Annotated in this window: 16 protein-coding genes and 2 tRNA genes; 11 read left to right on the top strand and 7 right to left on the bottom strand. The window is 67.4% G+C overall.

Going from position 1 to position 18,438, the window contains the following annotated elements; translation table 11 throughout:
- The first annotated feature begins 4 nt into the window (after positions 1 to 4).
- From AC1DVA_RS01950 to AC1DVA_RS01935, 4 genes are all read left to right on the top strand, one after another.
- Positions 5 to 376 carry a hypothetical protein gene (locus AC1DVA_RS01950; RefSeq protein ID WP_265053993.1) on the top strand — a complete coding sequence of 124 codons (372 nt, stop codon included), beginning with the start codon at positions 5 to 7 and terminating at the stop codon, positions 374 to 376.
- 16 nt (positions 377 to 392) lie between these two features.
- Positions 393 to 695 (top strand): hypothetical protein, encoded by a 303-nt coding sequence (locus AC1DVA_RS01945; protein WP_265053992.1) that lies wholly within the window; start codon positions 393 to 395, stop codon positions 693 to 695.
- Positions 696 to 808: 113 nt separating this feature from the next.
- On the top strand, positions 809 to 1,690 hold the full coding sequence (locus AC1DVA_RS01940) for a glycosyltransferase family 2 protein (protein ID WP_476804800.1): 882 nt from the start codon (positions 809 to 811) through the stop codon (positions 1,688 to 1,690).
- Complete coding sequence (locus tag AC1DVA_RS01935; protein ID WP_476804799.1) at positions 1,687 to 2,739, top strand: acyltransferase family protein; 1,053 nt, start codon at positions 1,687 to 1,689, stop codon at positions 2,737 to 2,739. Before AC1DVA_RS01940 ends, AC1DVA_RS01935 begins: the two co-directional genes overlap by 4 nt.
- Here AC1DVA_RS01935 and AC1DVA_RS01930 read toward each other — a convergent pair.
- On the bottom strand, positions 2,711 to 3,424 hold the full coding sequence (locus AC1DVA_RS01930) for a CatB-related O-acetyltransferase (protein ID WP_476804798.1): 714 nt from the start codon (positions 3,422 to 3,424) through the stop codon (positions 2,711 to 2,713). The genes AC1DVA_RS01935 and AC1DVA_RS01930 overlap by 29 nt on opposite strands.
- A 45-nt stretch (positions 3,425 to 3,469) precedes the next feature.
- Positions 3,470 to 5,317, bottom strand: coding sequence for a hypothetical protein (locus AC1DVA_RS01925; RefSeq protein WP_476804797.1), 1,848 nt, complete (start codon positions 5,315 to 5,317; stop codon positions 3,470 to 3,472).
- A 206-nt stretch (positions 5,318 to 5,523) separates the two neighbouring features.
- On the opposite strand from AC1DVA_RS01925, the gene AC1DVA_RS01920 reads away from it, so the two are divergent.
- From AC1DVA_RS01920 to AC1DVA_RS01905, 4 genes are all read left to right on the top strand, one after another.
- A complete protein-coding gene (locus tag AC1DVA_RS01920) occupies positions 5,524 to 5,997 on the top strand; it encodes a DUF192 domain-containing protein (protein WP_265053988.1) in 474 nt (157 codons plus the stop codon).
- 79 nt (positions 5,998 to 6,076) lie between these two features.
- A tRNA-Pro gene (locus AC1DVA_RS01915) sits at positions 6,077 to 6,153 on the top strand.
- A gap of 68 nt (positions 6,154 to 6,221) precedes the next feature.
- Positions 6,222 to 6,527 (top strand): ETC complex I subunit, encoded by a 306-nt coding sequence (locus tag AC1DVA_RS01910; RefSeq protein ID WP_265053987.1) that lies wholly within the window; start codon positions 6,222 to 6,224, stop codon positions 6,525 to 6,527.
- A gap of 34 nt (positions 6,528 to 6,561) precedes the next feature.
- Positions 6,562 to 6,638, top strand: a tRNA-Arg gene (locus AC1DVA_RS01905).
- A 699-nt stretch (positions 6,639 to 7,337) separates the two neighbouring features.
- Here AC1DVA_RS01905 and AC1DVA_RS01900 read toward each other — a convergent pair.
- The 4 genes from AC1DVA_RS01900 to AC1DVA_RS01885 all read right to left on the bottom strand — a co-directional run bounded on the left by AC1DVA_RS01900 (position 7,338) and on the right by AC1DVA_RS01885 (position 11,727).
- On the bottom strand, positions 7,338 to 8,768 hold the full coding sequence (locus AC1DVA_RS01900; protein WP_476804796.1) for a TRAP transporter large permease: 1,431 nt from the start codon (positions 8,766 to 8,768) through the stop codon (positions 7,338 to 7,340).
- The gene (locus AC1DVA_RS01895) at positions 8,765 to 9,337 is read right to left on the bottom strand and encodes a TRAP transporter small permease subunit (protein WP_265054853.1); all 573 of its coding nucleotides are present in this window, start codon (positions 9,335 to 9,337) and stop codon (positions 8,765 to 8,767) included. The genes AC1DVA_RS01900 and AC1DVA_RS01895 overlap by 4 nt, the downstream gene beginning before the upstream one ends.
- Positions 9,338 to 9,458: 121 nt before the next feature.
- The gene (locus AC1DVA_RS01890) at positions 9,459 to 10,217 is read right to left on the bottom strand and encodes a response regulator (protein WP_265053985.1); all 759 of its coding nucleotides are present in this window, start codon (positions 10,215 to 10,217) and stop codon (positions 9,459 to 9,461) included.
- On the bottom strand, positions 10,207 to 11,727 hold the full coding sequence (locus tag AC1DVA_RS01885) for a sensor histidine kinase (RefSeq protein ID WP_476804795.1): 1,521 nt from the start codon (positions 11,725 to 11,727) through the stop codon (positions 10,207 to 10,209). Before AC1DVA_RS01885 ends, AC1DVA_RS01890 begins: the two co-directional genes overlap by 11 nt.
- A 291-nt stretch (positions 11,728 to 12,018) precedes the next feature.
- On the opposite strand from AC1DVA_RS01885, the gene AC1DVA_RS01880 reads away from it, so the two are divergent.
- From AC1DVA_RS01880 to AC1DVA_RS01870, 3 genes are all read left to right on the top strand, one after another.
- Positions 12,019 to 13,710, top strand: coding sequence for an ArnT family glycosyltransferase (locus tag AC1DVA_RS01880; protein WP_476804794.1), 1,692 nt, complete (start codon positions 12,019 to 12,021; stop codon positions 13,708 to 13,710).
- Between the two features lie 64 nt (positions 13,711 to 13,774).
- Entirely contained in the window at positions 13,775 to 14,518 is a 744-nt protein-coding gene (locus AC1DVA_RS01875; RefSeq protein ID WP_476804793.1) for a glycosyltransferase family 2 protein, read from the top strand.
- On the top strand, positions 14,518 to 14,862 hold the full coding sequence (locus tag AC1DVA_RS01870; protein ID WP_265053981.1) for a lipid-A-disaccharide synthase N-terminal domain-containing protein: 345 nt from the start codon (positions 14,518 to 14,520) through the stop codon (positions 14,860 to 14,862). Before AC1DVA_RS01875 ends, AC1DVA_RS01870 begins: the two co-directional genes overlap by 1 nt.
- Before the next feature lie 109 nt (positions 14,863 to 14,971).
- Here AC1DVA_RS01870 and AC1DVA_RS01865 read toward each other — a convergent pair whose 3' ends face one another.
- Complete coding sequence (locus AC1DVA_RS01865; protein ID WP_476804792.1) at positions 14,972 to 18,391, bottom strand: ATP-binding protein; 3,420 nt, start codon at positions 18,389 to 18,391, stop codon at positions 14,972 to 14,974.
- Positions 18,392 to 18,438 lie beyond the last annotated feature (47 nt).

Genomic DNA, 18,438 nt, shown 5'->3' with positions numbered 1-18,438 from the left:
ATCGATGGCCTCTCTGCCTACCGGGCGGGCGCTTCCGCTCGCCTGCCTCCTTGCGCTGTCGCTCGGCGCCTGCGTCGCCGGCCATGCCGACACCAGCGCCGGACGCGCCTCGGCGCTGGCGACGACGGTGTCGCGGGCGAGCGCCTGCCGGGCCGGAACACCGCAGCGTGCGACGCTCGATCGCTTCCTCTCGGCCGAGAAGGCGCGCGGGGCGAGCGACGAGCAGCTGGCCGCGGCGCGCTCGGCCTATATCAGCGTCTCCGAAGCCGAGACGATCAATCAGGGCATCCGTCCAGAGCCCTGCACGGCTGAGGAACGGGCCGAGCTGAAGGAGCGGATGGGCCGCATCCGCGCCGGAAATTTCGACGCCTCCTGAGCTGCTGCCACGCCCAATGACGACCATCAAGCCATTCGCCACCGGGCTTCTGCTTATAGGCCTTGCCGGTTGCACGACCGTGGCGGGGTCGCTGCCTGGCACGGTCGAATATGCCGCCGCGACGGTTTCGCGCGCCTATGATTGCGGCCTGCGTGTCGACCGCAGCCGGATCATCGCCCGGCTCGACCGGCAGGATCGACAGCGCTTCGTCGAGGCCAATGCCGGCTATGCTGTGAAATCCTACAAGGCGCCGCATCGCTGCGACGCGAGCGAGCGCGAGCGCGTGCAGGGCGAGATCGGCACGCTCGCCCGCCGCTAGAGCCTGCTGGTTACGGACGGACCCACGCCGGAATGACGGCGCGTTGCCTTGGAAACGTGGCGTGCTCTGAAATTCGCTTGCGTCCGGCGACATGACGAGGCCACAAGGCCGCGATGCCCGCCGCCGCCATCACCGCCATCGTCGTCAGCTATGACAGCGCCGAGGTCCTTCCGGCCTGCCTCGATGCGCTGGCGGGGGAGGGCGTGCCGGCGATCGTCGTCGACAATGCAAGCGGCGACGAGAGCCGGAACATCGCTGCAAAGAAGGGCGCAAGCGTCATCGCCAATGCCCGCAACGAGGGTTATGGGCGCGGCAACAACATCGGTATCGCGGCAGCCGAAACTCCATTTGTGCTGATCGTCAATCCGGATCTGGAGCTGGGCGCCGGGGCTGCTGCGGCGCTGCTTGCTGCAGCCGAGCGGTATCCCGATGCCGGCATGCTGGCGCCGCGCATCGTCGAGCCGTCGGGGCGGATCTTCCTGCAGCCGCGCTCGCTGCTCTCGCCTGATCATCTCAACCGCAGCGGGGCCATGGCCGTGCCGGAGGGCGATGCCTGCCTGCCTTTCCTTTCGGGCGCCTGCCTCTTGATCCGGCGCGAGCTGTTCATGGCGCTTGGCGGTTTCGATCCGGCGATCTTCCTGTTCTACGAGGATGACGATCTGTGCCGGCGCATGCGCGATGCCGGCCATTCGCTGATCCATGTCCACGAGGCGGAGGCGCGGCATGGTCGTGGCCGCTCAAGCACGCCGTCGCCGCAACGCCGCTTCAAGGCGCGCTGGCATCTCGCCTGGTCGGAGCGCTACATCGCCCGCAAATACGGCCTGCGGGAGCCGGGTGCAGCTCGGATGCTGGAGAACCTCGGCAAGGCGGTGGGCTACGGGCTGCTGCTCAACCGCGAGAAGCTTTACGCACATGCCGGCTCGGTTGCGGGCGCGCGGGCCTGGCGGCGCGGCGATACGGCGCTGGCGCATGAGGGGCTGGAGATGTTGCCATGATCGGGCGTGCCCCGCGCGTCGCCGAGGCGCTCGCTCATCCGCACAACAATTTCGGGCTGCTGCGGCTGGTGATGGCGGTGGCCGTGGTGATATCGCATGCCTTCAGCGTCACCGATGGACGGGTCGAGCAGGAGCCCTGGTTCCAGACCACCGGCTTCACGCTGGGCGAGCATGCGGTCAACGGCTTCTTCGCGATCTCGGGTTTTCTCGTCACGATGAGCTTCCTGCGCCGCGGCTGGCGCGACTACGTGCTGGCGCGCCTGTTGCGGATCGCGCCCGGCCTGATCGCGGCGACGCTGGTCGTGGCGCTGTTGATCGGCGGGCTGATGACGACGCTCGACACCGCCGCCTATTTCAGCGACCCGCGACTCTGGCGCTTCATCAGCGCGACCCTGACCAGCTTCAAGAGCGCCGCGGCTCTGCCCGGCGTGTTCGAAGGCAATCCGCTGCAGTTCCCGATGGGGACGGTGTGGACGCTGAAATACGAGACGCTGTGCTATCTCGGCGTTCTCGTCGCGGGCATTGCCGGGCTGCTGGCAAAGCCGCGGATCGCATTGGCGGCTCTCGTGGTGCTCTCGCTGGCGGTGGTCCTGCGCGAAGTGCTGGCACCACATGGATCGAAGGGCATGGAGACCGCGCTTCGCCTGCCGCTGATCTTCCTCGCAGGCGGCGTGATCTATCTCTATCGCGAGCGGGTGACGCTCTCGCTGCCGCTGCTGGTGCTCGCCGTGCTCGCGCTCGTGCCACTTGGCTTCACCCCGCTCTACAAGGCTGCGCTCTACCTTGTCACAGCCTGGGGCTCCCTCGTGCTCGCGCTCGCGCCGGCGCTGACGCGCCGCTCGCTCGAGCCGCCGGCGGACCTGTCCTACGGCGTCTATCTCTATGGCTGGCCGGTGCAGCAGACCCTGCACGCGCTGTTCCCGAGCCTTGGCGCTGCCGCGCTGCTCTGGCCGTCGCTCGCCGCGACCGTCGTCATCGCCGCCCTGTCGTGGTTCCTGATCGAGAAACCCGCGCTCGGCGTCAAGCGCCGGCTGCTGCGCGGCTCCTGAGCGCGGCGACAAACGCCTCGGTCCGCTCGCTCATCAGCAGCGGCAGGAGTGGAACCAATGTCTCGCGCGGCAGCGCCCACCAGCGGGTTTCGAGGAGTGCTGCGACCGTCGCCTCGTCGAAGCGCAGCCTGACGAGGCGCGCCGGGTTGCCGGCGACGATCGCGTAGGGCGGCACGTCGCGCGTCACCACCGCCCGCGCCGCGACCACAGCACCATGGCCGATGCGGACGCCGGACAGGATCATGCTCTGTGATCCCAGCCAGACGTCATGGCCGATCAGGACGTCGCCGCGCGTCGTGTCGTGGCCGGTCGTGCTCGCGGCTTCAGGCCAGAGGCCCGGCAGGGCCGGAAAGGGATAGGTCGTCGCCCAGTCGAGCCGATGGTTGCCGCCGAGCAGGATTTCGACGCCGTCCGCGATCGAGCCGTAGCGGCCGATGGCGAGCCTGGCGCCGCTTTCCGGAAAGCGCACCTTCGGCCGGCCATAGGTATAGGCGCCGGTGACGAACTGGCCCGGCCGCCGGGCGATGAGATGCGCCAGATGCAGCCGGGTCTGATTGTCGGGGTTCAGCCGCTTGCGCAGCCAGCCGCGCGGGACGGATGACAGTCCCGCCCACCAGGCTTGCAGGGCGGACGGGCGCCAGTCGCGATCTTCGGGCACGACGGCGCCGTCGTCAGTTGGTCGCATTTTCTTCACGCGAACCGGCGTCCACTTCGCTTGAAAATGCTTAGCTCACTGAGCATCGGCCTTGAGGTCGATCTTGTCGAAGATCTCGGTCGGCTCGGTCATGGTGATGACGTCGGCGAGGCCGAGGCCGGTCTGCGACTTGGCGCTCGCGGAGACATTGAGCGTGCCGGGCTTGGCGACAAAGCGCGCGACCGCGGCGGTCAACGTCTTGGCCGCGTCGGAAGGCCCGAGGATCGCGGCAAGGCCGAGGCTGGCGACCATCGTGAACTGCTGGCGGACGTCCTCGACCTTGCGCTTCGACTTGCGCGCCTCGTTCTCGATCAGCTTCTCGGCAAGGCCGAAATTCTGCAGCTTGACCTGCAGGTTGCGCGCCGTCGCGCCGAGCATGGCGACCTGGGCGAGGGCGAGATCGCTGGAGAACAGGTCCTTGGTGACGTTGCCGAGCGTGCCGGACGCATCGAGCTGGACGAGGCCGGCGCTGCCGAGCGACAGCGTGCGGATCGCGATCTCGTTCTTCGCTGCCTCCCAGGCGAGGTCGAGCTTCGCCGAAAGATCGAGCGAGCGGATGCCCATCGCAATCATGTCCTTCGCGGCGGGATTGCCGCTGGTGTCGACGATCGGGGTCACCAGCTTGTCGATGGTCAATGCGATGCTGGTCGGGATGCCGTTGAGCTGCTCGCCGGCCTTCAATTCGAAGGTGCCGAGCGACATCTTGATCGGGTCCTTGCCGGTGATGACCGGGGGAGCATCGATCGAGATGCCGGCGAGGCGGACCGTGCCGATCGTCGGGATGAAGCGGCGGAAATCGACCTCGTCGAGCGGCTTGTCGGGCTCGGTCAGCGCTGCCCGCAGCTCGCGGATGACCGGTGCGAAGGAGAAGCCGGAATAGCTGATCGAATCGACGCCGCCCTTGGCCGGGCCCGAGCTGAACTGGAAACCCTCGAGGGCGAAGCCGGATTTGGCCGGCGTGCTCTCGCCGAAGGCCATGCGGGCGATCTTCATGTCGACCGTGTCGGGTTTGGCGCCGGGCTTGGCATCGGATTTTGGCGGGGCCGAGACGGTCATGACGAAGTCGCGGGCCTCCCCGCTGCCGTATTCGAACATGTCGAACAGCGACAGCATGGACAGGCCGAGGCGCTTCTCGGCGTCGCTCTTCCCAGCCGGCTTGGCATCGCTTCCGCCAGCCTTGTCGCCATCCTTCTTCTCGAGCTCCTCGGAAGCGGCGGCAAGCTGGCTGATGACCTCGAGCAGCGGCTCCGGCCCGACCTTGGCGGCGAAGCCGCGCCCGGTGGTCCTGCCGAGCGACATCTTGCCGGCCTTGCCCATGTCGAGGCTGTAGCCGTCCTGCTCGAAATTACCGATCAGCGGCAGCATCGGCTCCTGGGTGCCCGGCGCGGCCTTCTCCGTCAGCACGCGCGCGCTCTGGCGCAGATCGAACGCGTCGAAGGCGGTGCGCTTCAGCTCGCCCTTCATCGGGCCGGTAGCGGCGCCGTCGGCGGCGATCGAGCCGCTCGCCGATTCGCCGTGGCCGATCTTGCCCTCGCGGATGTCGGTGAAGCGGATGTCGCGATAGGTCGTGGTCTGCTTCTGGTCGCCGACCGTCTGCACCAGCGTCAACTCCGGCGCGCTGATCTCGCTGGCGGTCAACCGGCCCGCACGCGTCGCCGCCGAATCGCCGGCGTTGCCGCTGAACAGCGCGAGGAAGGCGTCCTTTTCCAGCGTCGAGCCCTTGATCGCGATCTTCGGCGCATTGATCACCAGCTTGCCGAGATCGATCCGGACATTGTCGAGCTGGAAATCGGCGGCCCACACTGGCGATGCGAAGGCGATGAGGACGGCGGTCAGGGCCGTTCCAGTGAGGTGCATCGGCCGACGAAGGCGCGCAACGGTCATTCAGATCTCCTGCTTCTTTGGCCGGGCGAAACTGCCGCAAGCCGATGGCGAAAGAAAGCCGTCATGCGACGGGAAGCGGCATCCCGCATTCATATGATGACGAAAGACTTGACCGGAAGACAGACGGCGCTGCCATCTGCCGAAGATTCGCCATCGGCCGCACCTAGAGCTGACACGCGGCGATGGCCGCCATGGAGTTGGACGCGATGTATACCGTCAAGACCGCTTTCGCCGCTGTTCTTTTTGCCTTGATCGCGCTTGTGCCGGCGGCGGCGCAGAGCCAGCCCGCCGCGGCCGGCTCGGGGCTCGAATCGCTCGTCATCGTCAGCGGCGGCACGCGCCACGTTCTGCAGGTCGAGGTGATGCGCACGCCGGACCAGCGCGCGAAAGGGCTGATGTACCGCAACTACATGCCGGCGGATCGCGGCATGTTGTTCGATTTCGGCGCGAGCGAGCCGGTCGCGATGTGGATGCAGAACACCTATATCTCGCTCGACATGTTGTTCATCCGGGCCGATGGCACGATCGCGCGCATCGCCGAACGGACGGAACCGCTCTCGACCCGCACGATTCCATCCGGGGAACCGGTGCTGTCGGTGCTCGAGATCAACGGTGGCGTAAGCAAGCAGCTCGGGCTCAAGCCGGGCGACAAGGTCGAGCACGCGCTTTTCAAGCGTTGATCGATCCTCAGTCAACGGCTTTCGCTTGCGGGTCTGGCCCGTGGCATGATAGCGAACCGCAACGTTTGGAATGGTTCGTCGGGGTATAGCGCAGCCCGGTAGCGCATCTGCTTTGGGAGCAGAGGGTCCCAGGTTCGAATCCTGGTGCCCCGACCATCGTTCCAAATCTACGAAGCGGTTCGCGTCGCGAGCTGCACGAGATTTGGTGACGGCAGAGCGCTTTCATGACCGCACGCATCTATCGCCCGGCCCGCACCGCCATGCAGTCCGGCACTGCCAAGACCGAACGCTGGCTGCTCGAATACGAGCCGGAGCGGCCGCGCGAGATCGAGCCCCTGATGGGCTGGACCTCATCCTCGGACATGAAGAGCCAGCTCAAGCTCTGGTTCGACAACGAGCAGGACGCGGTCGCCTACGCCACGCGCAACGGCATCCCTTTCCGGGTCGAGAAGCCTCAGGAGGCCAAACGCCGCGCGCTCTCCTACTCCGATAATTTCAAGTATACCCGCGTCGGTCAGTGGACGCATTGAAGACGACAGGCGGGGGGCTTTCCCTTCGCCTCTCGGGCCCGTAGCTCAGATGGATAGAGCAGCAGCCTTCTAAGCTGCTGGTCGCTGGTTCGAATCCAGCCGGGCTCGCCATTGATTTCATTCCGGAGTTCTCGTTTTTCAACGAGGTATTCCGAGGAGGCGACGGCGCGTCATTCTGATTTGCGCCTCCGCTATCCGAGGCAAGAAGCATCGTCGCCTGTCAGTGGAATTCCACGTCCGCACCCATCCGGCGTGGGCGTCGCGATTACAGAAAATTCGAATGAAATCGATCCGCCAATCTTAGGGCCTGCGGGCCATGCTCCCGGCTGAACACCGAGGAGACGACATGGACATCTTTAGCATGCTGGGGCTGATCGGCTTCGCGGCGCTGGCCTACGCCTTCAAACTGGCCACAGAGAGCGTGACGTAAGTATCAGATCATCTGATCTGGCGCGGCCCATCGAGCGCGGTTAAGGAATGATTGACCTTTTACCGCTCGGGCCACGCCATGAAGATCGACATCGCCCTCAATCTCCTCGGCATCGTCGCCTTCGGCATGCTGGCTTACGCGATGCTGCTGGCCGTCAGAGGCCCGAGAGCAGAAGCCTGAACGAGGAGCCCTCCGGCTCGACCGGAACTTCGCGGCTCGCCTAGCGGCGCAACGCTTGTCCTGAGTGGGGGCGTCGCCTTCGGCTGGTCGCTGGCAGGGACGCCGCTCCGTGCCGCCGCCGCGCGCGAGCCGGGCTCGATCGCCTCTTCAGAATGAGTTGCTTTGCAGCGCGCCGATCGCTCGCCATTCGGCGCGGTGGCTCACGGTTTGGGCGGTGTCAGCCCCTGCAGCTCGATCGTGCCGAAGGACGGCATCGAATTCAGCTGTTTTTCGAGCGCTGCCGGATCGAGCGTCACCGGTTTATCCAGCCAGTAGGTGACCATCTGCGGGAAGGCGATCATCAGCGCGACCAGGATGAGCTGCAGCACGATCCAGGGAATCGAGCCCAGGTAGATGTCGCGGCTCTTCACCGTCGGCGGCGCGATGCCGCGCAGATAGAACAGCGCGAAGCCGAAAGGCGGGTGCATGAACGAGGTCTGGATGTTGGCGCAGATCAGGAGGGCGAACCAAATCAGGTTGATGTCGAGCTTCTCCGCCGCCGGCGCCAGCAGCGGGATGATGATGAAGGCGATCTCGAAGAAGTCGAGGAAGAAGGCGATGAAGAAGACGAACACCATGGTGAAGGACAGGAAGCCGACCTGACCGCCCGGCAGCCCGGTGAGCATGTGCTCGATCCACTTGCCGCCGCCCACGCCCTGGAAGACAAGGCTGAAGACACGCGCGCCGATCAGGATCATCGTGACCATGGCGGTGATGCGCATGGTCGAGGACATCGCCTGGTAGGTCAGCTTCCAGCTCAGCGTGCGATACAGCGCCGCCAGCCCCAGCGCGCCGACCGCGCCCATCGCGCCGGCTTCCGTCGGCGTCGCCAGGCCCATGAAGATGGTGCCGAGCACGAGGAAGATCAGGGCGGCGGRGGGGACGATGCCGCGGATACACTTCCAGACCAGCGCCCAGCCCCGGAGCGTGCGGGCTTCCGGCGGCAAGGCCGGGATTGCGGCCGGCTTCACGATTGAGAGGATCATCACCCAGATGCAGAACAGCGCGACCTGCACGATGCTGGGGCCGATGGCGCCGGCATACATGTCGCCGACGGACTTGCCCATCACGTCGGCCAGCACCACGAGCACCAGCGAAGGCGGGATGAGCTGGGTGATCGTGCCCGATGCGGCGATGACACCGGTGGCGTGGCGCATGTCGTAGCCGTAGCGCATCATGACCGGCAGCGAGATCACGCCCATGGCGATGACCGAGGCGGCGACCGTGCCGGTGATCGCGCCGAGGATCGCGCCGACGAAGATGACGGCATAGGACAGGCCGCCCCGGATGCTGCCGAAGAGCTGGCCGATCGAGTCGAGCAGATCCTCGGCCAGGCCGCAGCGCTCCAGCACCGCGCCCATGAAGGTGAAGAACGGGATCGAGAGCAGCAGGTCGTTCGAGATGATCGAGAACAGCTGGAAGGTCAGGTTGCCCATGTAGTTATGGGTGATGACCCCCATCTCGATGGCGATGAAGCCGAAGAACAGGCCGACGGCCGCGAGCGAGAAGGCGGCGGGATAGCCGATCAGCAGAAAGACGATCAGCCCCCCGAACATCATGGGGCCGAGATTGGCGCGGATCGTGTCGATCATTGCAGCGGCTTCTCGTAAGCGTATTCGTGCTGATGGAAGCCGCGCAGCGCTGCGGCGCGCTTGATCATCTCGGAGATGCCCTGCAGCAGGATCAGCACGAAGCCGACGGGCAGGAGCAGGATGACGGGCCAGCGGATCAGGCCGCCGGCATTGTTGGAGGCTTCGTTCAGCGTCCAGGACTGGACGAACCACGGCCAGGTGAACCAGATCATCACGATGCACATCGGCAGCAGGAAGACCGCGCCGCCGAGCAGGTCGATCCAGTGCCGCGTCCGATCGGAGACCGAGCCGTAGAACAGGTCGACGCGGACATGCTCGTTGACCCTGAGCGTATAGGCCGAGCCGAGCAGGACCATGCCGGCGAACATGTACCACTGCAGTTCGAGCCAGGCGTTCGAGCTATAGGAGAGCAGGTAGCGGATCGTGGCGTTGCCGGCGCTGACCAGGCAGGCCAGCAGCACGAGCCAGCTCGCGATGACGCCGAGCCCGCCGCCGAGGCGGTCGATCAGCCGCGCCAGCGGCATCAGCTGCCGGCAGAAATACCAGGCGATCGCCACGGCGCCGGCCATGGCGCCAATGGTCGCAATCGCAAGCCAAAGCTTGAACATGAGCCCCCACGGCGACGACGTTTCTTCCCCGAACGCCGCTGCTAGCAGTTACGGGCTTAGCCGTTCCATGACGGGTTGTTGCTCAATCCATAGCCGCCACATAGCCGGCGGCTATGAGCTGTTCCTGCGTGCGCAGGCGATAGCCGACGGCAAGCTCCGTGACGATGTAGGCTGGCCGGGCCGGATCGGGCTCGATGCGGTTACGCAGCTTTTTCATCAGGATACGCAGGTATTGGACGTCCTCGTCCGGCTCCTGTGGCCAAAGCTCCCGCATCAGCTGGCGGTGGGTCAGCACGCTGCCGTGATGGACCGCGAGGATGCGCAGCAGCGCGAACTGCTTGGGCGAAAGTATGATCGTCGTCCCATCGCGGCTGACGAGGCGGCGCGCGATGTCGATCGACAGCCCGCCCGCCTTGACGACGGGCTCCGTCGTTTCCTGGCGGACGGCGCGCCGGAGCACCACGCGGGCCCGCGCCAGCAGTTCCGCCATGCCGAACGGCTTGACGATGTAGTCATCGGCGCCGCTCTCCAGGAGCTTGACCTTCTCCGCTTCCGACTTGCGCACCGACAGGACGATGATCGGGGCTTTCGACCAGCCGCGCAGCGCATCGACCACGGTTGCGCCATCGGCGTCGGGGAGCCCGAGATCGAGGACGACGAGATCGGGCTGGCGCATCACGGCCTCTTCCTGGGCCTGCCGGGCCGTCTCGGCCTCGGCCACGCGGAAGCCGTGCATCTCCAGCCCGGTGCGCAGGAAGCGGCGGATAGGCGCCTCGTCATCGACGACGAGGACGAGCGGCCCCGTCGCGAGGTTCGTCGTGGCGGCCGTATCACTCGTCATCAAGGTCACGTTGCCCCGTTTCCGCAACCGGCAGGACCATCCGTATGGTCGTGCCCAATCCTGGCCCCTGGCTCGTGGCGGCAATGCGCCCGCCACAGGCCTCGACGAAAACGCGCGCAATCGTCAAGCCCAGACCGCTGCCGCCGGCGATGTCGGCATGGCGATCGCCCCGATGGAAGCGCTCGAAGATCATGTCGGACTCGCCCGAGGCGAGGCCCGCGCCCTCGTCCCGGATGGCGAGGATGATCGCATCGTCTTCCCTCGCCGCGGAAACCGCGACCGTCCCGCCCGCAGGCGTGTATTTGGCGGCGTTCTCCAGCACATTCACCAATGCCTGGGCGACGAGCACCGGATCGACGCTGACGAGGGGCAGTTCCATGTCAAATTCACGCCGGACGGTATGACCGTGCAGGCGGCTCGCAGCAAGATCGAGCGCATTGTTGACGATGTCCAGCGGATCGACCGTGTCGAGCCGGGGCTGAAGCGCGCCTGCGCGGATGCGCCCGAGGTCGAGAACATTCTGGATCAGCCGGTCGAGGCGGCCGGCCTCCTGCTCGATTCCGCCCGCCAAGGCCAGAAGCTCCGGCTGGTCGTCGAGCCCCGGAGCTGTCGCTAGCACGCTGGCCGACCCCATGATGCCGGCCAGCGGCGTGCGCAGCTCGTGCGAGACCGATTCGACGAGGATGTCCCGTAAGGCGTCCGTGCGTTGCCGCAGGCGCCGCTCCTCCAGGATCCGGGAGAGCCCGAGCCGTTCGAGCGAACGGTTTCCTTCGGCGAGGACAGTCTGCAGGCGCTCCGGAAGGCCTTCCAGGGTGTCGCCAGACGTGCCGACCTCGACCGCGACGACCGCGCGGGCTTCGTCCGTGCCCGCCAGCCGGCACAGCAGCCAGTGTCCGCCGTCCGGCAGCTCGACGGCCAGCGTCGACGACGGGCCGGGCGCCTTCAGGAGAAGTTCCCTGGCCCGCACGGCCAGGGCTTCGGTGTTGTCCGGAGCGAACGGCGAATGAACCGTCGCGAGGCGGCTTGGCCCGGACATGGCGAACAGCGCCGCCGGCCTGCCGAGCGCCTGCGACACCTGCTCGGCAACGATGCGATAAACCGCTTCCACATCGGCAGCGATTGCGAGCGTGCTGCTGAGTTCGTAGATGCGCCTGATCGTCTGCTCGCGTTCCGTCGCCTGCAGCATCTGCCGCCTCAGCTTGCCGGCGAGCTGCCCCACGGTGAGGGCGACGACCAGCGAAGTGGTCAGGTCGATGATCTGCGGCGGCTCGAACACCAGGACGCTGAAGAGCGGCGGATAGAAGAGCGTCGTCATCAACGCGCCGAGCAAGGCGGCCATGACTGCCGGGCCGGTGCCGTAGCGCACCGCTGCAATGAGCACAGGCAGCATGTAGATCGCCGAGACGCTGTCGAGCGGGGCGAACCAGACGGCGATGCCAGCCAGTGCCGTGGCCAGGGCGACGAGCGCGGTGGTCTTCAGATACGGCAGGAGCGAACGCGAAGCGGCCATGTTTCTCGATAGCGCTCCGCAGTGGCGCCCGCCACCGCGATCGTCGAAGGGCGACGAGGGAGGCGGGTCGGTCGAAACAGCAGCCGCAACCGCCGCCCCTGGCCTTAGATCTCGCCGTCGTGTCACGAGCGGGATGGTGCGGCATGGGTCGTTATGCTTGCCGGCTCGCGCCCCGCAGCGTAAACCGCCGCGGTTCGCCTTGATCGTGCCCGAAAGGCCCGGCATCCCCGCGGCGTTCCCGGCCATGCCGGTTTCGACATGAGCGCGGCCCGACGGCCGCGAGGATGGATGATGTTTTCGCTCACGCCAGCGATCGACCGGCTGACGACGTTCCTGACGGCCAGTCATGCGCGCGTCTGCGCGTTCCTGCTGCTGCTCTCGCTCGCCGCCTTCCTGCCGGGCTTCAGCACGTTGCAGCCGCTCGACCGCGACGAGCCGCGCTTCGCGCAGGCCAGCAAGCAGATGCTGGAGACCGGCGATTTCGTCGATATCCGCTTCCAGGACGAAGCCCGCCACAAGAAGCCGGTCGGGATCTACTGGCTGCAGAGTGCCGCGGTGAAGGCCGGCGAGGCGCTCGGCGTGCCGCAGGCGCGCACGCAGGTCTGGCTCTATCGCATCCCCTCGCTCATCGGCGCGATCGCGACGGTGCTGCTGAGCTATTGGGCGCTGCTCGCCTTCCTGGCGCGGCGCTACGCGCTGCTCGGTGCGTCATTGATGGCGGCGGCGGTGCTGCTCGGCGTCGAGGCCCGGATCGCCAAGACCGACGCCGTGCTCGCCGCCTGCGCCGTCGCCAGCATGGGCGCGCTGGCGCGGACCTGGCTCGACTGGACGCGCTCGCTCGCCTTCGTGCCGGACCGGCGCAACTGGCTGGTGTTCTGGGGCGCCACGGCGCTGGGACTTCTGATCAAGGGGCCGATCGTGCCGATGGTCTGGGGGCTCGCCATCCTCGTGCTGAGCGCAAGCCAGCGCTCCTTCCGCTGGCTGAAGCCGCTGCGCTTCGGGCCGGGGCTGCTGCTCTGCCTCGTCGTCGCGCTGCCCTGGTTCGTCGCGATCATGCTCAAGACCGGCGGCAGTTTCTTTGCCGAGAGCGTCGGGCAGGACATGCTCGGGAAGGTCTCCGAGGGGCAGGAGAAGCATTGGGGACCGCCGGGGCTCTATCTCCTCGTCTTCTTCGCGACTTATTGGCCGGCTGCGGCCTTCGCCGCGATGGCGGTGCCCTTCGCCTGGGTCAGGCGCAGGGAGCCGCAAATCCTGTTCCTGATCGCCTGGATCGTGCCGTCCTGGCTGGTGTTCGAGGCGGTGCCGACCAAGCTGCCGCATTACGTGCTGCCGCTCTATCCCGCGATCACGGCCCTGCTGCTGCTGGCGGTGATCAATGGCGGCATCGACCGCTACCGGCGCGGTGCCGTGGCGACGGCCTGCCTCGTCCTGATCGTGCCGCTGGCGCTGATGGGCGTCATTCTCTACGGCAACTGGACGCTCGACCAGACCTTGCCCTGGCTGGCGCTGCCCGGCTTCGCGCTGGTGCTGGCCGTGGCCATCGGCATCATCGCTGCGTTCGGGCGGCTCGACCTCGAGGGCGCGCTCTGGCGTTGCGTGCTGGCGAGCCTGTTGCTGACGGCTTCGGTCTATCCTTTCGCCATCGAAAGCCTGCGCTCGCTCAAGCTCTCGCCGCGGCTCGCCGAGGCGGCTCGGGCAGCCTGTCCCGATCCGGCCGTGCTGACGCTGGGCTATCGCGAGCCGAGCCTCGTCTTCCTGACCGGCACCAATCTCGCCATGGCGGCCAGCGGCGAGCAGGCCGCCGCCTTCCTGAACCAGCCCGGCTGCCGCGTCGCCTTCGTCGAGAAGCGCTACGCGGGTGAGTTCGAAGCCGCGATTGCGTCGCAGCCGGTCAAGCCGCGCCTGCTCACGACGATCCGCGGCTTCAACCTCAATGGCGGCCGCAGGCTCGATATCGCCGTCTTCGCCAGGGAGCCGGGTTGAGAAACCCTTGCCCTATCGACTGAGCTGACGCAGTTTGCGGGCCGTTTTTCCGGATGATGCCGTTTTGACCGAAACCTCTTCCCACCCGCTGCTCAGCGTCGTTGTGCCCGTACGCAACGAAGTCGGCAACATCGCGCCGCTTGTCGCCGATATCGAGAAGGCCTGCGCGGCGATCGGCCCCTTCGAAGTCGTCTACGTCAATGACGGCTCGACCGACGGCACCGCCGATGCGCTCGCGGAACTGGCGCATACGCGGCCCTGGCTGCGCGTCGTCACCCATGCCCAATCCTGCGGGCAGAGCGCGGCGGTGCGCAGTGGCGTGCGCCATGCCCGTTCCGCGATCGTGGCGACGCTCGACGGCGACGGCCAGAACGACCCTTCTTTCCTGCCGGAGATGGTGGCGACCTTGCAGAAGGGCGGGCTGCATGCCGGGCTGGTGCAGGGCCAGCGCGTCGGGCGCAAGGATACCGGCTTCAAGCGCTGGCAGTCGAAGATCGCCAATGGCGTGCGCGGACGCGTGCTCAAGGACGATACGCGCGACACCGGCTGCGGGCTGAAGTGCTTCCGGCGCGAGGCCTATCTCGCCTTGCCTTACTTCGATGCGCTGCACCGCTTCATGCCGGCGCTGATGGCGCGGGAGGGCTATCAGGTGCTGCATGCCGATGTGCGCGACCGGCCGCGGCTGACGGGCGTCTCGAATTACGGTTTCTTCGACCGGCTCTGGGTCGGCATCCTCGACCTCGCCGGCGTCTGGTGGCTGATCCGGCGGCGCAAGCGCGTGCCGCAGATCATCTCGGAGACGATGTGATGCTGATCGACCTGCAGCAGACCATCGGGAATTATTTCCACGATGTCTTCGTCAACAAAATCGACTGGTGGGTGCTGCTCGGTGTCGTCGCGCAGGGCCTCTTCACCATGCGCTTCGTCGTGCAGTGGCTGGCGAGCGAGAAGGCCGGGCGCTCGGTCGTGCCGATGACCTTCTGGTGGTTCTCGATCGGCGGCGGCGCGCTGCTGCTGATGTATGCGCTCTACCGGCGCGACCCGGTTTTCATCCTCGGGCAGGGCTTCGGCGTCTTCGTCTATATTCGCAACCTGCAATTCGTGCTGCGCGCCAGGGCGCGCGGCGAGGATACGAATTCCGGGCCGGGATAGGCAAAAGAGCGTCTTACTCGGGCTTGACCCGAGAACCCCCGGCAGGACGAAGCGCAGGAGCCTCGTTCGTCGCGAGATGCCGGGGCCAAGCCCGAGAATGACGGGAAACTCAGCTGCGTTGCGGCGTCGCCGGGTCTGCCGTCGCGCCCTGCGCAGGCGAGGGCAGGGTGTCAGGCTGCGGCGGTGGCTTGCGGATCGCGGCCGAGAGGCCGGGATAGCGCTCGCGATAGGCCTTCAGGAATTCCGAGACCGTATCGGCATTGGCGGTGGCGCGCGCCATTTCGCGGATGTCGGCGGCGCGGGAGCGATTGGCGCCGGTGACGAAGGCGAAGGTCCGGGCATCCGCGCTACGCGCCATCTTCGGCGCGAACTTGCTGCGCAGCCGATCGAGCGACAAAGCCTCGTTCGCCATCACATAGGAGACGCCGGCCCGCATCACGTCGGCGCGCTCGGGGTCGGTCAGGCCTGAGTCGCCGCGCCAGCTTTCGTCGAGAAGGCGCTCATAGGCCTCGCCGGCCTCGCGCCAGCGGCGTCCGGTCCAGTAGATATCGGCGCGCAGCCGGTCGACCTCGACGCCACGCTCGCTCTCGAGCATCTCCAGCGACTGGTCGGTGCGGGAGAGATCGGAAAGCGCCTTGGCTTCCAACAGCAGCCGGGCTCGCTTGACGTCGGCGGGCAGTTCGACGAGCCGGGTCGCATTGAGCGCACGGACGGCCTCGGCCGGCTTGCCGTTCATCAGGTCGATCATTGCGAGCCGGGCGGCGACCGTGGAGCGGGCAGCCCCGCTCAGGCGGCGATCCATCTGATAGCGCAGGATCTCTGCCGCCTGATCGAGCAGGTCGAGTTCGACAAGCCGGTCGCCGAGCAGGCGGGTGATCTCGTCGCCGCGCCGGCCGATCGGAAGGAATTCCTTGAAGTCATAGAACAGCGCCAAGGCCTCGATCCGGGGCAGGTTGCCGAGCCCGGAACCGCTGAACAGCTCGGCGAAGCGCTGCGCGGTCTCGTCATGCATGCGCCGGGTCAGCGGATCGTCGGGGAAGTTCTCGTTCGCCCGGCGCGCAACCATGAAAGCGTCGCGCCAGCGCTGCTGGTCGCCATAGAGCCGGCCGAGCTCGGCCAGCGCCTCGATCTCAAGCCGCCCGCCGCGCCAGATCACCGAGACCGTTTCCAGCCGGGCGATGGCCTCCTCGGGCTTGAGATCGGTTCGCTTCTCGGCGTCGGCCAGCCTGACAGCGCGCAATTGGGCTTCCGCCGCGACGGGCCGGCTCTTGGCCTCGAACAGTGACTTGTAGCCGTTCATCGCCGCTTCGGGCCGGCCGCTGGCGTCGTCCAGCATGGCCTGCAGCAAGGCGAGACGCTCCTGGTCGAAACTACCGCGCGGCATGTCCGCGAGCGCCTGGACCTGCCGCTCGGCGATGCCCATGTCCTGCATGGCGAGTGCGGCCCGCGCCATCGCCTCGCGGAACTCGCCCTGAAGATCGGCGGGGTAGCGGTCGAGCGTGGCCTCGGCCCTGCGGAAGCCGACCAGAGCCTGGGCGTTCCGGTTCAGGCGCTGCTCAACCAGGGCGCGCCAGAGCCCGGTCTCGATGTCGTCCTTGATCAGCTCGGCATCGAAGGCTGCGATCGCATCCTGATTGCGGTGCATCTGCGCAGCGACGACGCCCTTCAGGAAAAGCGCCTCGCGGTTGGCGCGCATGGCCGTGTCGTCGGCCAGCATCGCTCCAAGCGGACCAGCGGCTTCGGGCATCATGCCGTTGGCGGCGTAGAAGCGGGCGAGCGTCAGCCGCGCCTCCGATTTGCGGCCGCGCGAAGCGTCGGTGACGTCGAGCATCAGCGCTCGGGCTCGGTCGCGCAGATTGCCGAGGCGCAGTTTCGCCCAGGCATCGGCATCGAGCAGCGGAGGCAAATCGGATTTCTCGACTTTGGCTTCCTGCTGCCTGGCGGGCTCGGCGACGTCGAGCGAGACGCTGAGACCGCCGGTGCGGCCGATGCGGACCTGCTCCGTGCCGGCCCGGACGGCGACATCGTCCGAGCGCGGCTGGACGGCAAGGCCCTGCGCGGTCTGGAGCAGGCCGAACTCGACGAACTGATAGGGCTTCGGCGTCAGATGCACCGGGCCGATCGCGGTGGCCACGGCGACGGGCAGACCGGCGGGGCCGGATTCCAGCCAATGGATACCGGTCAGGCCGGCGAGCGGCACGGCGACGATGGTCTGGCCGCGTTCGTCCATGCTGCGCTGCGGCTCGACCGGGGCGGCGGGCTTGCCGGCATCCCCGCCGAGATCGAGCGACCAGGCGTTGCCGTCGTCGAAGAAGCGGGCGAGCGGCTGGCCGGCGAGGCGCAGGCGCACGAGCGTGATCCGGCCTTCGCGGCTCACCGAACTGTCCTCGATCAGCTTCGGCAGCAAGCCGGTGAGGCGGGCGGGATCGATGGTGTCGCGGGTATCGAAGACCAGCGTCATCAGGCCGGCGTCGAGGAACGCTGCGGCGCCGGTCTGGCGGGGAAAGCGGAAATCGAGGCGGTTATCCCCGGCCGTGATGGCGACGGGCCCCGGAGGCGGCTCTGGAGCGATCGTCGCGGCCGCCGGCTGCGGGGCGGGCATCGCCGGCTGAGCGGCGGCAGGCTTCGCGGCAGGCCCCGCGGAGGACGGGGCGGGTGTCGGCGCGGCGGGAGGCTGGGGCTTGTCGATATCCGGGAGCGACAGCGCTGCCGTCTTGGCGGGCCGCAGCAGGTCGACGACCAGCCCGGTCTCGTCGTTGAAGGTGCGGACCTGCCACTCCTTCGGGATGGAGAGGGTCAGCGTGAGCGCCTCCTTGCCGGCATCCAGCCCGGCGAGCGCGACGTCGGGCGGCAAGGCGGTGCGGATCTCGGCCGCCTCGACATTCATCGGCTTGTCGAACACGAGCTTGAGCATGCCGTCCGAAAGCTCGCTGGCGAGATTTGTCTCGGAAGGCGCCTTGAAGATCAGGCGCTCCAGCGTCGGCAGGCTGGCCGAGCGCATCGTCAGCACGGCCGGTGGCGCGGGCGGCTGGCGCGCAGCCGCCTTCGCCTTCGCCTCGGCCAGACGCAGCCGCTCGGTCAGTTCGGCGATGGCTTCCGGCGGGGGGCCGGGCATCACGCCGGCCCAGTTCTGCGGCAGCAGGTCGATGAAGGCCTTGTCGCCGGCCTCGATCAGGTTCGCCTTGTAGGGCTGGGTCAGAGCGAAGCGCATGCCGCGCCCGTCCGGATCAATACGGGCGACCGAAACATAGTTGGGCATGTCGCGGGCGATGCGCGCGACATCGACCTGCACGGGGCTGCCGAAGGCGACGATCAGCACGCCGTTTGCGACGCGGATGCGGGTCTGCGTCGGCTCCTCGAAGGCAAGGGACAGGCGGCCGAAGCCCGCCGGCATCGTCTCGCCGCGCAAGGTCGCGCCGGCGGCGAGCGCGGGCGCGTCGAGGCCGGCGGCGAGCGCGAGAGCGGCCAGCCCGATACCGAAGGCGAGGGAACGCGACAAAGGCAAACCGGAATACTCGACCCAACGCAACAGCGGGTCCGTCGCATCCGGCAGACGCAACGGCCCTCGGGCACGCT

Source organism: Allobosea sp. P4_C6, assembly GCF_056402015.1.
The sequence above is the reverse complement of the archived record's forward strand: the minus strand, read 5'-3'. Positions and strand labels throughout refer to the sequence as shown.